Below are 15,344 nucleotides of genomic sequence, written 5' to 3' on the forward strand. Positions count from 1 at the left end.
TCAGTTCGTGCCTTGGGGAGTGCCGGAGGAAACCGGCTGGCTGGCCCCGTTCAGGGGTTGGCTGGCGGAAGAGGGGAGGGTTGTGGTGGCAGAGCTGCGGGCGTCGGGCAAGCTCTGCAGCAGGGAAATATCCAGGTTGCCCATGGCCTGGGCCAGGGTGGCGCGGGAGACGTTCCAGTCGAAGGTGGCCTGTACCCGCTGCTGCCGGGCCAGGGCCAGGGCGCTCTGGGCGTTGAGGACATCGAGAATGCTGCCGACGCCAGCCTTGTAGCGGCCCAGGGCCACCTTCTCGGCGGCCTCGGCGGAGTTGAGCAGGTCGGCCGTGGTCTGCAGGGATTGGCCCGCCGTCAGCAGATTCTGGTAGGACTGCCAGACATCCAGGGCCACCTGCTGGCGGATGCGCTCCCGCTGGGCTTCCCGGGCTTCCTTCAGGGCTTCCGCGTTACGTACCTTGTACGTGGTGGAAAAACCGGTAAACAGGGGCACGTTGAGGGTGACACCGATGCTGGAGGTGTGACTGCTGCTGCCGCCAATATCCTGGAAGGCGGGCGCGGCGGCGAGGGAGACAGTGGGCAGGCCGGCGGCTCGGGCGGCGTCCACGCTGGCCTGGGCGGCCTTGACCTGGGCTTCGGCGGCATTCAGGTCGGGGCGGCGTCGGCGAGCCTCTTCCACCAGGGCGGCGACATCCTGTTGGAATGCCTTGTCTGGTGCGGCCAGGGGGGCGGCCGGCACCAGGGCTGGAGGACGATGGGCATCGCCACCGATGACGGTGGCCAGGCTGCCCTGGGCGTTCTTCAGATCGCGCTCCGCCTGGATGCGCTTCAGGGTGGCCTGGGAATAGGCGGTCTGGGCTTGCAGGCGGTCGGCAGGAGTGGCGGTACCCACCTTGTAGCGGGCTTCGGCGGCGTTGAAACTTTCCTGGGCGGCCCGCTCCGACTCCCGGGCAGCGGCCTGGGCGGCATCGCCGGCCTGGACCTGGTAGTAGCCCTGGAGGGCGGCAAGGAAGACGCTCTGCACCGTGCTGTCCTGGGTGGCCGCCGCTGCCGCCAGCAACTGGCGGGCGTTTTCCAGGGTGGCGGCCCGGGTACCGAAGTCGAACAGCAGGTAGGAGAGGGTCAGGCTGGCGTTTTTCTGCGTATAGCTCTCCGGGTTGCGCGCATCGTTGCGGTTGCGGCTCTGGCCGGCAGCCAGGTTGAGGCTGGGCAGGTAGGCGGCCTGGGCCACGCCCACCAGGGCGGCCTGGGCCCGGGCATTGGCCCAGATTTCCCGGGTCTGGGGATTGTGGCAAAGGGCCCGGTTCACTACTTCCACCAGATCCAGGGGCGCAGCAGCCGGCCTTTCGGGGCAGGGGCGGGCGCTTTCGGGGCCGCCCAGCAGGGGCCGGGGCGGAGTCAGGGCTTCGGTATCGAAAGGGTCCAGGGCCCGGGCCGGGGCGCTGCCAAGCAGGGCCAGCAGCGGGAGGGCAAGAGCAAGTGTATGGACGGAACGGCGGGGTCGGGGCAGGGTTCCCCGGGCGGGCTTCAAAGCGGGTTTCATGAAGGGGTGGCCGGAGCCATGGATGATTTTTGCCAAAGTATAACGGCCCCGGGAAAGGGGCCGTGGGAACAAGTTGTTACGGGATGTTGCAATTGCAAAATCCCGTTTGGTCTGGTGGTTTTGTCGTCGCTTTTGCGCGGCTTTTGCGCGAAATTCACTTGAATTTCGCGTGGACTCCGGGTGGATTTTTCCCCGCGTTCAGTCCGCCAGTTCGATCTGACCGGAGATGTTCACCATGACGCTGGATTCGCCGCCTTCCATGGGCATGGGGCTGGCCTCCGCTGCCATGAGGGCCGCCTTCATGCGGGGGGCGAAGGGCGGGCGGCCACCGCTGCTGCCGATGGAAAGCTGCTTGACCCGCCAGGCCTTGCCCAGGGTATCGCCTACCAGCTTGGCCCGGGCATTGAAGGCGGCCAGGGCGTCCACCATGGCCTCATCCTCGATCTTCTTCTGGGTTTCCGGGGCCGGCAGGAAATGCACGCCGGCTACGCCGAGCGTGGCTTGCAGCTTGCCCAGCAGCTCGGAGAGGGCGGCGGCGTCCCGGGCTTCCAGGGTGATGTCGGAGCGCATGCGCCAGGATTCGATACGGCCGCTCTTGCCATAGATCGGGTAGGTGGTGGTGCCGCCGCTCTGGGCCTTGACGCCCTTGTAGCCCTTGGCGGTGCGCAGGCCTTCGGCGACTGCGCTGTTCACCTTCTGGGCCAGGTCGCCGGTACCGCTGCCGCTGGCTTCGGCGAATACCACCGCCTGTACCAGATCGTTGGGGGCCGGGCGGCTGGCGGAGGCGGAGAGGTCCACCAGGGTGCCAGCCTGGGCACCGGTGGCAAGGCCGAGGGCGGCGACGGCGAGAAGGCTGCAGAAGCGGGGGGCGGGGGAGCGGCGCAGGAACATGGTCTTTCCTTTCAGCGATGCAGGGCAAAGGCACATTGTAGCGCCGGCACGGCGGGTGGCACCGGCCGGCAAGCTCGGCTAGAATCGGCTCACCTCAGGCAAGGTCCATGAGGCGTCTTTGAGGAGACTGCGATGCTCAAGCCCGGCCAGGCTGCACCAGAATTCACGCTTCCGGATGCGGACATGGAACTGGTGTCGCTTGCCGCTTACCAGGGTAGGCAGCACGTCATTCTCTTCTTCTATCCCAAGGACGACACCCCGGGCTGCACCCTGGAGGCCACGGATTTTTCCGATCACGAGGAAGAGTTCGGGCGCCAGGACTGCACCCTTCTCGGCATCAGCCGGGACGACTGCCTGCGCCATGCCGAATTCCGCGACAAGCACGGTATTTCCGTGCGCCTGTTGTCGGACGAGGAAGGCCAGGTGTGCCGCCGCTACGGGGTGTGGCAGGCGAAGGAGGTGGATGGTGTGAAAAAGCACGGCATCCTCCGCTCCACCTTCGTCATCGACAAACAGGGCCTTGTGCGCCACGCCTTCTACGGCGTCAATGCCAAGGGTCATGCGCTGGAAATGCTGCGCCTGGCCAAGGAACTTTAGGAATTTCCCCATGCAAGTTGCAAAGAACACCGTTGTCACCCTGGACTACAACGTCACCGATCCCGATGGCGTCCTGGTGGATGCGGGCGAAGATCCGCTGGTGTACCTCCACGGCGGTTACGACGACATCTTCCCGAAAATCGAAGAGGCCATCCAGGGCAAGAGCGTGGGCGAAACCGTCAAGGTCAAGCTGCAGCCCGATGATGCCTTCGGCGAATACGATTCCGAACTGGTGCAGATGGAGCCCCGGGAGAATTTCCCCGAAACCCTGGAAGTCGGCATGCAGTTTGAAGGCGCGCCGGAAGGCAGTGGCGAAGACGACTTCGTACTCTACCGGGTGACTGACATTGCCGACGGCAAGGTGGTGCTGGACGGCAACCATCCTCTGGCCGGTACCGCCCTGGTCTTCACCTGCACGGTCACCGCTGTGCGCCCGGCCAGCGCCGAGGAACTGGCCCACGGCCACGTGCACGACGGCGAGTGTGACGACGAGTAATCGGCTTCTGCAGCCGCTGTTTGCGGTCACCAAAAGGCCCCGCTTCGGCGGGGCTTTTTTCATGCCGTTTGCTTAGCCTTGCCGCTCTGGTCTATAGTTTCCGACCATTGTCACAAAGGGCGCCAGTGCCCGTTTCCCGGAGAATTTTATGCATGATTCCGCCGCTGCCGAAGCCATGATGGGCTTTGGTTTCATGGTCATAGGCGTGGGCCTGCTGATGGTCCTGGGCGTCATTGCGGCCATGGTGGTCTATCTGCTGAACCTGCAGCGCTGCCTTAATGCCACTCGCCCCGAATTCCGCCCCGATCTGCCCACCGGCCTGGTCTGGCTGATCCTGATTCCCTTCCTCGGCTTCCTGTTCTGGATTGCCGCCGTGGTCATCCTCTCCACCGCCCTGAAAAAGGAAGGGGAGGCCCGGCAGACAACGGCCTTTGGTGACGGCGGCCTGGCCCTGGGCCTGGCTTCCTCCATCCTCGGCCTGCTCTCGGCCATTCCCTTGCTGGGCATCCTGCTCGGGCTGGCCAGTCTGGTGTGCTGGATTCTGCACTGGCTCAAGGTCTCTGCCTTCCGCCGCTTGTTGACTGGTGAAACGGCGCCGGTGCCGGCCTTCGGCGCCGTCAGGACCGCGCCCCAGAATCCGGCGGCCACCGCCACCAAGCCCCGGGAAGCGGATCCTTTTCCCGCCACCGTGCCGGCCGCTAGCCTGGATGGTGAGGCTACCCTACTGTCCCGGCCGGAGCCCCTGGCCTATTTGCGGGCCATCGCCGGGCCGCTGCAAGGCCAGGAATTTGCTGTCGGTTCCGGTGTCATGCTGGGGCGCTCCCTGGAGAGCGACATTGTGGTGGGCGATCCCCACGTCTCCAACCGCCATGCCTGGGTCGGCCCCCTGGGCGATCGGATCGTCCTGCGGGACAACAGCTCGACCAACGGCACCTTCCACAACGACAACATGACCCAGCGGATCAGCGAGGTGGGCTTGCAGGAAGGGGATGTGGTAATTCTCGGCGACCAAGGCAAGGTCAAGTTCCAGCTGGCCTATCGCTGAGGCCTACCCGGCGGCTAACGTTTGGCGCGAACGGAAGTTTTGCGCCGAACGGTGCTCCGCCCTGAGGAGCGGAAGCTGGAGTGTGGAATGGGGAATGCAAAAGAAAAAAGGGCAGTGCTTGCGCACTGCCCTTTTTATCTGGAGCGGGAGAAGAGTCTCGAACTCTCGACCTCAACCTTGGCAAGGTTGCGCTCTACCAACTGAGCTACTCCCGCAAAAACCTTATTTCTGCCAATCCCTTGCCAGAGGGAGTGGAGGCGCGGGGCGGAGTCGAACCGCCCTGGAAGGATTTGCAGTCCTCTGCATAACCGCTTTGCTACCGCGCCATCGAAAGAGCGCGCATTATCCACGAAGCCATCATTTGTGCAAATAGAAGAATTGCTTTCTTAAATAAAGTTTTTCTTTTAATCTTCGCCGGCCTGATAAAGGCACTGAAAAACAATCTGTTGAAGAAACGGCTATGGAATTGCACGAGCGTATCAGGATTGCCCGGGAGGCCCGGGGATTGTCGAGAAAAGAGCTGGCGGCGGCTGTTGGTAAGTCGGAACAGGCGGTGCGCTGGTGGGAATCCGGCACCAATCGCCCGCGCCACGAGGTGTTGTTGAAACTGGGCGAAGTGCTGGCGTGCTCGTTTGACGGCGGGGGCGCTGCGGTCGACTGGGGCCCGCTATCGGCTGAGGATGTGGCCCTGGCCCTGGCCATCTCCCGCCTGCCTCGGGAATACCGGGAGGCGATTGCCACTCTGGTACGCCTGGGGGGCGAGACAGCCCGGCTCACGGTTGAGCCGGGCTAGGGGCGCAGCCGGGAGTGACTGCGTGGGAGGGGCGGCTGGAGTACCTCTGCCGCGATTCCACTGCCCGGTGGCAGTGTTAGGCAGGTACCGCGTCAAGCCCCTCGGAAATGCCGAAATTGTGTCGGTGCGCGCTCCATCCGGGAGGCTCAGGTGCTGCTTGTCATTCGGGCCGGAGGGAGTGCGCGGATGCTGCCGCTTTTCCCTGGTGTCGCCCGATCCCGGCTCATTCCCCATCCCGCTCGCTGCGCCCCGGGCGCACGGGTTTGAGCAGGAAACGCCCGGGATCCAGGGCATCGGCCAGGTCGCCTTCCACCGGTAAGGGCTCGCCGGCCATCTGGCTGGCCAGGAACTCCCCGGCCCAGGCGGACCAGACAAAGCCCCGGGCGCCGAAGCCGCTGGCCAGCCACAGGCCGGGGCGGCGGGGCAGGGTGAGAAGCCGGCTGCCAGCAGCCGGCGGCGCGTTTTCCGGCAGGGCACCGAGCATGGGCAGGCGGTCTGGGGAAATCGGACGGAAACCGACCCGCCCATTCAGGTCTTCTGCCGGCAAGCCTTTGGCGAAGCCGGGCAGGATGAAATTGAGCTTGGCCAGGTTGTCACGGTGTTCTTCCAGGCGTTCCGCCTCCTCCTCGTCGCCGGCCAGGAAGGAGGCGCCGCATACCCGCAAACCATCCACCGCCGGGGTGACGTAGCCCAGCCGGCAGACCACCAGATCAAGTGGAGGCGTGGCCGCTTCCGGCAGCAGGGTGGTCTGGCCCCGGGCGCTGCGCAGCGGTAGCCAGTCGGCGCCGGCCAGGCGTTTGGCGTCGGCGGCATTGGCCAGCACCACCTGCTCCGCTTGCAGCAGCAGGCGGCCGCCGGCCCCATAGGCAGCCCAGCCGTCGGCCGTGGGCTCCAGGCGCTCCACCCGCTGGCCATAATGCTGGCGGGTGGTGGGAAAGGCCTGGAGATTGGCCTGGCACAGGCTGGGCGGCATACCCCAGCCACCGCTGGGGAAATGCCAGCCCCCCACCAGCACGCTCCAGCCGATGAGCCGGGAAGCCTCCTCCGCATCCACAAAACGAAACAGCTCAGGGGCGGCGAAAGTTTCCGCCACCTGGCGCTGGGTGGCTTCGTGGGTCTTGTCCCGGGCCAGGTGGAGGACGCCGCTGGCGCCCCAGCGTACCGGCAGCCCGGCCTCACTGAGGCTCAGCAGATGTTGCCGGGTATAGAGAAAGGCGGTGCGGGTGAGGCGGGAGAGTCGATTGTCGTCCATGCTGGGCAAGGGCCGCAGGACCCCGACCCGGTTGCCGGAGGCGCCGCAGCCGGGGCCGGGCGCCTGATCCAGCAGGCTTACCTCGAAACCCCGGGCGGCCAGCCGGTGGGCGACGGATGTGCCGGCGAAGCCGGCGCCGATGACCAACACCCGCTTGCCGCGCCGGGTGGGCTGGCGTACGCCGGGGCCCCGGTAGGCACCCTGCAGCATGTCCCGTTTGCCGGCAAAGCCCGGCATTTTTTCGCTGACGAAACCGACGGATTGCAGGCCTTCCCGCACTGCCGCAGCCACCGTCCAGGTGGCCAGGGTGGCGCCGGCAGCGGCACAGCGGGCCAGGCCGCGGAAAATGTAAGGCGTCCACAACTCGGGGTTCTTGGCCGGGGAAAAACCGTCCAGATAGAAGGCATCCGCCGCCAGTCGCAACTGGGGCAGCAAGTCCTGGGCGTCCCCCAGGCCGAGGGTCAGGGTCAGGCGCCCGCCGGCCAGATGCAGGCGGTGGATGCCCGGCGTCAGGACGGGCCATTGGGCCTGCAGCTCCGCCGCCAGGGGCGCCAGCTCGGGGTAGTCCCGCTGCAGGGCGGCCAGGTCTTCGCGGCAGAAAGGGTGTTTTTCCAGGGAGACGAAATGCAGCTGCCGGCAGGCCTGGGGATCGGCCGCCCAGGCGGCCCAGGTGGCGAGGAAATTGAGGCCGACGCCGAAGCCGGTTTCCAGGATGGTGAAGCACTCGCGCCCCTGCCAGCGTCCGGGCAGGCCGTTGCCGGCGAGGAAGACGTACCGGGCCTGGCCCAGGGCACTGGCAGCGCTGTGATAGACATCGCCGTAGGTTTCGCAAAATGGCAGGCCCACCTCGTTACGGCAGAGGCGGGCGGGGACGATGGGGCGGTAGGCGGTGGCGTGTTCGGGCGGGCTCATGGGGGTGGATTGTCGCATGGCCCCCCTGGCCCGTTAAGCCCGGACTCAGTTGGCGCCGGTGATGAGGCCGCCGCTGACCTTGACCCGGTCACCGTTGCGCCAGACCGGCGGATTGGTTTCGGTGATGAGCTGGGTAGTGCCGTCTTCAAAACGCACGGTGATCTGGTATTCCGTGTTGCTGCGGGCGTTCCGTTCCACCTGGTTGCCGGCGTAGGCACCACCGGCGGCGCCGAGGACGGCCATGGCGGTGCGGCCCTTGCCGCCGCCGATCTGGTTGCCCAGGATGCCGCCGAGCACGCCGCCGGCCACTGCGCCCAGGCCGGTGCCGGCACCGGGTTTCTTCACTTCCATGATGCTCTCGATGACGCCGCATTCGCGGCAGATGGCGGGCGCGGCCGGGGCCTTGGTCACCGCCTCCTCGGTGTTGGCGGGCTTGCCTGCCTCGTCCTTGGCCGGCGCCGGGTGGGCAGTCTTGGCATTTTCCTTGGCCTTGGTGCCGACCGGCGTGGCCCGACGGGCAGGTGCCGCGGGGTGGGTGGCGGCCGGGGTGGCCGGTGCGGTGGCGACGGGGGCGGCCGGGAGCGGCGCGGCGGTTGCGGGAGGTGCCAGTGTCGCTGCCGGAACGGCTGGGGCTGTGGGGGTGGGGGCACTGGCCAGTTCCGTCGGGGCCGGGCTGCGGGACGACTGGCCAGGCATCGGCAGGAGGCCGGTGAGAACGCCAACGCCGCTCAGGCAGACGGCAATGACCGAAACGGCAGCGATTTTGATGAGGGGCTGGGTGGTATCCATGATGGGACTCCGGAACGGGATGCGTGGCTACGGTGGGACAATGTCTGCTGATGGCAAGCATAACGCCGGGCCGGCGGGGGCGCTGACGCGGGAAACAGATTGTTACCGATTGCCGCCAATAGGCTACTGCTGGTTGTCGCCGGTTGCCTTCGGTTGTCTGCCGCCCCTGCGGGCATCCCCGGCTTTCCCCGGGGGCGCCAAGCCGATAAAATCCTGCCTTCATAAAAGGCGTTGCTCCGGGAACGGGGGGCGCCGCCATAATTCCATCATTGCTCAGGGGATCTCATGCCTTTCCAGGCCTGTCGGTGGGCGTTGCTGTGCGTAGCCGTGGCCGGTGCTGCTGGAGTCGCCTGGGCGGATGAGGGCGAGCCCGGTTTTTCCGGGCTGGCCACCTTGTCCATCGAGGAACTCCTGCGCACCGAAGTCAGCACTGTGCTCAAGCACTCTTCGGAGTTGCTGCAGGCCCCGGCTGCCACCACGGTGCTGCGGCGGGAGGATATCCAGCGCCTCGGGGCAACGACCCTGCCCGATCTTCTGCGTACCGTGCCTGGCCTCCACGTGGCCCAGATCGACGGCAACAAGTGGGGGGTATCTTCCCGGGGCTTCAACGGCTTCTTTGGCGGCAAGCTGCTGGTGCTGATCGACGGCCGTAGCATCTACAACTCCATCTATTCTGGCGTTTTCTGGGACGCCAACGACATTTCCCTCGACGACATCGCCCGTATCGAAGTGGTGCGGGGTCCCGGTGCTGCCCTTTGGGGGGCCAATGCGGTCAATGGCGTAATCAACATCGTCACCCGCTCCGCCCATGAAACCCAGGGTGGCCAGGCCACCGTGGCGGCGGGTAACGTCGAGCGGGGTCTCGTCAATCTGCGCTGGGGCGCCACCTCGGAGCAGGGCACGGCCTGGCGGATGTACGCCCGCAGCCGCAACCGGGACGATCAGCAGGCCCTGGCCGGGCGAGGTACTGCAGACGATGCCTGGCGGGCCGACCGTATCGGCTTCCGGGCAGATAGTGCCCCCGGCAGCGAGACCTGGATGCTCAACGGTGAGGCCTACCAGGGCCATAGCGGCGGTGCTGCCAATCCCCTGTCCACCGCCAACGACATTGCTGGCCAGCATCTCCTCGGGCGCCTCAGCCAGCGTCTGGAAGGCGGCTCCCAGTTGCAGGTCCAGGGCTATATCGACCATTCCTGGCGGCGCGAAGGCTCGTCGGGCAGCGTGCTGGAGGAGACCGTGGCCGATGTGGATCTGCAGCACTCCCTCTTTCTCACTCCGGCCCACCGTCTGACTTGGGGGGGCGGCTGGCGGCAGTACCGTTTTGACTCCGTCGGTTCGGCCAAGCTGTCCTTCAGCCCGGCTGCCTCCCAGCGCACGGTGACCAATCTCTTCGTCCAGGACGAATGGACGGTCGTGCCCGATGCCCTGCAGGTCATTGCCGGCGCCAAGCTGGAAAAGGTGCCGGGCCATGGCGTCGCCTGGCAACCCAATCTGCGGGCGGTGTGGAACGTGGCCCCCGGCCACGCCCTGTGGGCCGGTACGGCCCGGGCAGTGCGTTCGCCCAACCAGGTGGATACGGCCATCCGCTTCACCGGCCCGGGGGTCGGGCCCCTGCCGGCCATCGGCGACCCCGGCTTCCGCCCCGAACGCCTGCACAGCCTGGAGGCGGGCTGGCGGGGCCAGTTGGCGCCGACCCTGAGCAGCGATCTGTCCCTCTACCGTAACCAGTATCGGGAACTGCAGACCATCCAGTACGACGGGGCCAGCGCCATGGTCTATGTCAATAACGCCCGGGGCCATACCCAGGGCCTGGAATGGGCCCTGGACTGGCAGGCGGCCGCCAGCTGGCAATTGCGGGGCGGCCTGACCCTGTACCGGGAGAATCTGGAATACGTGACGCCGCCCCAGGGCCCGGCCTTCATTTCCTTCCGCGGCGGCTTTCCCCAGCGCCAGCTCTTCCTGCGTTCTCTCTGGAACCTATCCCGGGACCAGCGCCTGGACCTGACCTGGCGCGCCGTGGGGGCCATGGAGGAGCGGGGCATTCCCGGCTACGGCGCCTTCGACCTGCGCTGGGCCCGCCGCCTGGACCGTCGGACCGAGGTGTCCCTGATCGGGCGCAACCTGTTCGGCCCCCGGCACCGGGAATTCGGCGACCAGCCCTTCTTCCTGGAAACGGTGATGCGACGCGAACTCTTTGCCATGCTGAGCTGGGGCTTCTGAAGTGGGCCGGCCGGCTTTCTGCCTGTTGCTCTGGCTGTCGCTACTGGCGACGCCTGGACAGGCGGCGCCGCCTTCCGAAGCCGCGGTGAAAGCCGCCCTCGTGGCCAATCTGGCCCATTACACCGAATGGCCTGAAGCCACCTGGTCCGTCAAACACACCCTGGTTTGCGTGGCCGGCCGCGGGCCGGTGGTGGAAACCTTGCAGGGGTTCGACAGCCAGGTGCTGCTGGGCCGCCGCATCGGCGTGTCGCCCCGCAGCCGGCCGGCGGATGCCCGGGATTGCCAGGTGCTATTTCTTGGCGAAGGCAGCGGCCGGCCCCAGGGCGAATGGCTGCTGGAATGGACCCTGGGCCTGGCCGCGGCGCCCGTATTGACGGTCTGTGAGGGCGAGGACTTCGTTGCCAACGGCTGCATGGTCGGCCTGCAGCGGGAGGGCACCCAGGTGGCCTTCGACATCAATTTCAACGCCCTGCGCCGGGCCAGTCTGCGTTTGTCCTCCCACCTGCTGCGGCTGGCCCGCAACCTTTACGGGAAGCCTTGAGAATGCGTCGGAAATTCCATTCCCTGCCCATTGGCGACAAGCTGCGCCTGGTCCTCATGACCGTGGCCGCCGCCGCCCTGCTGGTGTATGCCACTTTGACCCTGATCCACGGCCTGCGGGAAGTGGAGCAGCTGAACCGGGAAAACCTGCGGGCCCTGCTTGATGTCACCGCCCGTAACCTGGAGGCGCCCCTGGTCTTCAACGATGGCCGCGCCGCCCAGGACACCCTGCGGGCCCTTTCGGCCGACCCGGCGGTGATCGAGGTCCGGGTCACCGACGAGGAAGGCCGCCTCTTCGCCCGCTTCCTGCGGGGCAAGCCCTTGGCCCAGGATCATCTGGCCTGGGTGCCGGATACCTGGAACCGCCTGCGGGAAACCCGTGAAATCCGCTTCCGCAATGCCGTGGTCGGCCACATCGAACTGCTGGCCAGCCGCGAAGGCTATTGGGATGCGGTGGGCCGGGGCGCCCTGATCTGGCTGGTGGTGACCCTCCTCGCCCTGCTGGCGGCGGCCCTGGTGGCGCGGCGCCTGCAGCACACCATCACCGCCCCCATCGTTCGCCTCGAACAGGCCACCCGTGACATCACCCGGCGCAAGCGTTTTTCCGTGCGGGTGGTGCGGGAGGACATGGCGGGGGACGACGAAGTGGCTCGCCTCATCGACAGCTTCAACGCCATGCTGGTGGAGGTGGAGCAGCGGGACGAGCGCCTGCGCCGTTACCGGGAATCCCTGGAGGAAATGGTGGCGGCCCGCACCGAGGAGCTGACCCATTCCCGGGATGCGGCGGAAGAGGCGAGCCGGGTGAAGAGCCGCTTCCTGGCCACCATGAGCCACGAGATCCGCACCCCTCTCAACGGCGTGCTGGGCATGATCCGTCTGTTGCAGACCACTTCCCTGACCGGCGACCAGCAGCGCATGACCGAAGCCGCCCTGCGTTCCGGGGAGACCCTGCTCAACGTACTCAACGACGTGCTCGATTTCTCCAAGATCGAGGCCGGCAAGCTGACGGTGGATGCGGTGCCCTTCGACCTGGCTGAAACCGTGGAAAGTGCCGTGCTCCTGCTGGCCTCCAACGCCCGGGAAAAGGGGCTGGAGCTTTCCGTCTATCTCAAGGGGGAACTGCCGGTGACCCTGGCCGGCGACCCCAACCGGCTCAAGCAGGTGCTGTTCAACCTCCTCGGCAACGCCGTCAAATTCACCGAAACCGGCGAGGTCTGCCTGGAAGTGGAGCGCCAGGGCGAGGGCGGTGTGCCGGAGGCCGGGGAGGAGGGGGCTCGCCTCCGCTTCACCGTGCGGGATACGGGGCCCGGTATTCCCGAAGCCGAGCAATGCAAGCTCTTTCAAGCCTATTCCCAGGCCCATCCCCATCCCGACAGCCCGATGGACGACCCCCACGGGCGCCGGGCCGAGGGCACCGGCCTGGGGCTGGCCATCAGCCGGGAACTGGTGCGCCTCATGGGCGGTAGCGACCTGACCGTCTCCAGCCAACTGGGCCAGGGCTGCGAATTCAGTTTCGACCTGCCCTTCCACGTGGTGCGGGAGCATCCCACCGGGGTTCATTACCCGGGCTTCCGCCTGCTGATCATTGAGCCCCAGGCCACCCTGGGCGCCATTCTTCAAGGCTACGCCCGCTCCCTCGGCCTTGATTGTCGCCTGGCCCGCAGCGAGGCCGAGGCCGCCGACGCCTTGGCCGATGGCGCCGTCCAGACGGTCATGGCGGACCTCTGCCATCTGCAACTGCCCAGCACCACCTGGCGTGAATGGCAGCGCCGGCATGGCGGCATCTGGATCGCCCTCTCCGATTTCGGCAACAGCAATGGTGCGGCAGAACTGACCGACGTTTTCGGCCTGCGCATGTCCAAACCCGTTTCACGCCGGGAATTCACCCGCAGCATCGGCCAGGCCTTCATGGCGGCGCCCCGCAACCGGAGCGGCACCGCGGTGGGGCAGCCGGCAGTGGCCCGGGCGCCGGTGCCGCCCCGGCCTCGCTTCAACGGCCGCATCCTGTTGGTGGAAGACAACCTGACCAACCAGGAAGTGACCCGAGGCCTGCTGCAGGTCTTTGGCTGCCAGGTGGAAGTGGCCGGCAATGGCCGGGAAGCCCTGGAGAAATGGGCGGCTGCAGATTTCGACCTGATCCTCATGGATTGCCAGATGCCGGTGATGGATGGCCTTTCCGCCTCCCGGGAGCTGCGCCAGGCCGAAATCCGCAGCGGGCGCCTGCCCACGGCGGTGATTGCCCTGACGGCCAATTCTTTTACCGAAGACCGGCAGCGCTGTCTGGCGGCGGGCATGAACGGCTTCCTGCCCAAACCCTTCGACGAAATGGCCCTGGTGGCCCTGCTGACGGACTGGCTGGGGCCGCCGGAAGGGGGGGGCGGGGTACGGGCCCAGGCCCTGCCGGAAAAGGCCTCCGGTGCCCTGCTCGATACCGGCATCCTGGAGTCCATCGTTGCCCGCCAGGAAGAGGCGGGGGATTCCCGGGACAACTTCCTGCGCCGCTTCATCGCCACCTTCCTCGACCAGGCCGGCACCTCCCTGGCCCAGATTCGCGAAGGTTCCCTGACGGAGGCCCGGGAAGCCGCCCACAGCCTCAAGTCGGCTGCGGGCAGCATCGGTGCCTGGCCGGTTTCTGAACTGGCCGCCCGGGTCGAAGCGGCTGCCCGGGCCGGGGAAGAGGCGGAAGTGCGACATCAGGGCCAGCTCCTGGCCGGCTTGCTGGCCGATACCCGCCAGGCCCTGGAGCGCTATATGGGCAGTGCCCGGGTGGCCGGCCTAGTGGATGGCGCACCGCTTTAGTTGCCCGCTTTCGCCCGTCGTTGCTGATGGAGTTCTCTAGGGCCGCCACGTACAGACTGTGGTCGGGGGGGCGGGCTCGATGCCAGCCCCAGCACTGATGAGGCTCATGCGGTTTGTTGCTGGGGGATCAGTGCTGCCGAGGGTGCTTGCCGAGGACGCTTTCCCTGGCTGGAAAATGGGCGAGAGCAAGTGGTTGGCGGTGGCGTTTTGCCTGCTGGCCTCAGGTATCCTCCAGGTCTTGGCAAGTTTTTGATCTTCCGGATGTTTTCTTGATGAGTCGGCGGTGTTTTTCGTGTAGATGCAGCAATGTTGGAAACATGGAATCCCCCTTTCATCCATTTTGGATCGTTGGCGCTAAAATCACATCCCATGACTGCCCTTCATTCTGACCGCCACCGTGAAATTCAGGCCTTGTTCGAGAACTACATCGAAATGTATGCCTCGCGGGATGACCGCCTGACGACGCACTTCAGTGAGAACTTCAGCGGCTACACCGGCAGCGGAAACTTTCTGGTCAGGAGCCGGGAAGAGTGGATCAGGATCACCCGGCAGGATTTTGCCCAGGTCACCGGGCGCATCCGCATCGAAATGCTGGATCTCGAGTTGCAGGATATCAGCGACGACGTGGTGGTCAGCACCGCCTTCTTCCACATTCACCTACCCACCGAGAACCAGGTGCTGTCGAGCGAGGTGGCCCGCCTGGTCCTGATCTTCCGCCGCGAAGGCGAGGGCTGGAAGATCGTGCATAGCGGCATCTCCATTCCCTATCACCCGACCCAGGATGGCGAGGTCTATCCGCTGAAAAGCCTGCGGGAGCAGAATGCTGCACTGATGGCGCTGGTCGAGGAGCGCACCCGGGCCCTGAATGAAAGCGAATCGCTCTATCGTCAGTTGACCGAGGATACCCAGGATGTCATCTGGAAGGCGGATGCCAATCTGTGCATTGCCTACATCAGCCCTGCGGATGAGCGCCTGCGCGGCTTCAAGGCTGAGGAAGTGATCGGGCGCCACGTATTCGAGATGTTCAACGATGAAGGTATTGCCGCCGTCAAGGCGTTGATGCAGCAGCGGGCGGTTGCGGAACAATCAGGCCCGCTCCTCGGCTGCCTGACCTTCGAAGCCGAGCATCGCTGCAAGGATGGGAGCTGGCTCTGGGGGGAGGTGCAGTCGAACCCCGTTCGTGATGCGCATGGGGTGATTATTGGCTACCACGGGATTACCCGGGAGATTACACAGCGCAAGCGTCTGGAAGAGCAGGTTCAACAGCTGGCCTTTCATGATCCGCTGACCGGGCTGGCCAATCGCCGCCTGCTGCTTGATCGTCTGACGCAAAACATCTTCTCGACCCAGCGTACCCGGCGCTATAGCGCACTGGCCTTTCTCGACCTCGATCATGTCTTATGTAATCCAATTCAGTGTTGCGTATAGCCAAGTTGCTTCTGCTGAGCGGGATTACATCAGGGGATACGGTTTT

General features: G+C 66.0%; 11 protein-coding genes, 2 tRNA genes and 1 pseudogene. 8 read left to right on the forward strand and 6 right to left on the reverse strand.

Annotation, left to right across the window (positions count from 1 at the left end; translation table 11 throughout):
- Both AZSI13_RS04530 and AZSI13_RS04535 read right to left on the reverse strand, forming a co-directional pair.
- Entirely contained in the window at positions 1-1,536 is a 1,536-nt protein-coding gene (locus AZSI13_RS04530; protein WP_109039970.1) for a TolC family protein, read from the reverse strand.
- A gap of 198 nt (positions 1,537-1,734) precedes the next feature.
- A complete protein-coding gene (locus AZSI13_RS04535; protein WP_109039971.1) occupies positions 1,735-2,427 on the reverse strand; it encodes an SIMPL domain-containing protein in 693 nt (230 codons plus the stop codon).
- Between the two features lie 132 nt (positions 2,428-2,559).
- Here AZSI13_RS04535 and AZSI13_RS04540 point away from each other — a divergent pair, with 132 nt between their 5' ends.
- From AZSI13_RS04540 to AZSI13_RS04550, 3 genes are all read left to right on the forward strand, one after another.
- Positions 2,560-3,024, forward strand: coding sequence for a peroxiredoxin (locus tag AZSI13_RS04540; protein WP_109039972.1), 465 nt, complete (start codon positions 2,560-2,562; stop codon positions 3,022-3,024).
- Between the two features lie 10 nt (positions 3,025-3,034).
- On the forward strand, positions 3,035-3,520 hold the full coding sequence (locus tag AZSI13_RS04545) for a peptidylprolyl isomerase (RefSeq protein WP_109039973.1): 486 nt from the start codon (positions 3,035-3,037) through the stop codon (positions 3,518-3,520).
- 148 nt (positions 3,521-3,668) lie between these two features.
- Positions 3,669-4,565, forward strand: a complete 897-nt coding sequence (locus AZSI13_RS04550) for an FHA domain-containing protein (RefSeq protein WP_109039974.1) — start codon at positions 3,669-3,671, stop codon at positions 4,563-4,565.
- Positions 4,566-4,704: 139 nt separating this feature from the next.
- Here the strand turns inward: AZSI13_RS04550 and AZSI13_RS04555 are convergent.
- Positions 4,705-4,780 (reverse strand) — tRNA-Gly (locus tag AZSI13_RS04555).
- 37 nt (positions 4,781-4,817) lie between these two features.
- Positions 4,818-4,891 (reverse strand) — tRNA-Cys (locus tag AZSI13_RS04560).
- Between the two features lie 134 nt (positions 4,892-5,025).
- On the opposite strand from AZSI13_RS04560, the gene AZSI13_RS04565 reads away from it, so the two are divergent.
- The gene (locus tag AZSI13_RS04565) at positions 5,026-5,358 is read left to right on the forward strand and encodes a helix-turn-helix transcriptional regulator (protein WP_109039975.1); all 333 of its coding nucleotides are present in this window, start codon (positions 5,026-5,028) and stop codon (positions 5,356-5,358) included.
- Positions 5,359-5,581: 223 nt separating this feature from the next.
- Here the strand turns inward: AZSI13_RS04565 and mnmC are convergent, their stop codons facing one another.
- Complete coding sequence (gene mnmC / locus AZSI13_RS04570; RefSeq protein ID WP_109039976.1) at positions 5,582-7,522, reverse strand: bifunctional tRNA (5-methylaminomethyl-2-thiouridine)(34)-methyltransferase MnmD/FAD-dependent 5-carboxymethylaminomethyl-2-thiouridine(34) oxidoreductase MnmC; 1,941 nt, start codon at positions 7,520-7,522, stop codon at positions 5,582-5,584.
- A gap of 192 nt (positions 7,523-7,714) precedes the next feature.
- A pseudogene (locus AZSI13_RS18355) lies at positions 7,715-7,852 on the reverse strand (glycine zipper 2TM domain-containing protein); the annotation flags it as partial.
- A 744-nt stretch (positions 7,853-8,596) separates the two neighbouring features.
- Here AZSI13_RS18355 and AZSI13_RS04580 point away from each other — a divergent pair.
- The 4 genes from AZSI13_RS04580 to AZSI13_RS04600 all read left to right on the forward strand — a co-directional run bounded on the left by AZSI13_RS04580 (position 8,597) and on the right by AZSI13_RS04600 (position 15,298).
- Positions 8,597-10,531: a TonB-dependent siderophore receptor gene (locus tag AZSI13_RS04580; protein WP_109039978.1), complete on the forward strand. Its 1,935-nt coding sequence runs from the start codon at positions 8,597-8,599 to the stop codon at positions 10,529-10,531.
- 85 nt (positions 10,532-10,616) lie between these two features.
- Positions 10,617-11,072, forward strand: a complete 456-nt coding sequence (locus AZSI13_RS04585) for a YfiR family protein (RefSeq protein ID WP_165833303.1) — start codon at positions 10,617-10,619, stop codon at positions 11,070-11,072.
- A gap of 2 nt (positions 11,073-11,074) precedes the next feature.
- Positions 11,075-13,870 carry a response regulator gene (locus AZSI13_RS04590; protein WP_109039980.1) on the forward strand — a complete coding sequence of 932 codons (2,796 nt, stop codon included), beginning with the start codon at positions 11,075-11,077 and terminating at the stop codon, positions 13,868-13,870.
- A 369-nt stretch (positions 13,871-14,239) separates the two neighbouring features.
- A complete protein-coding gene (locus tag AZSI13_RS04600; protein WP_109039982.1) occupies positions 14,240-15,298 on the forward strand; it encodes a nuclear transport factor 2 family protein in 1,059 nt (352 codons plus the stop codon).
- Positions 15,299-15,344: the final 46 nt, after the last annotated feature.

This window comes from Azospira sp. I13, assembly GCF_003112695.1.
Lineage (GTDB): Bacteria > Pseudomonadota > Gammaproteobacteria > Burkholderiales > Rhodocyclaceae > Azospira.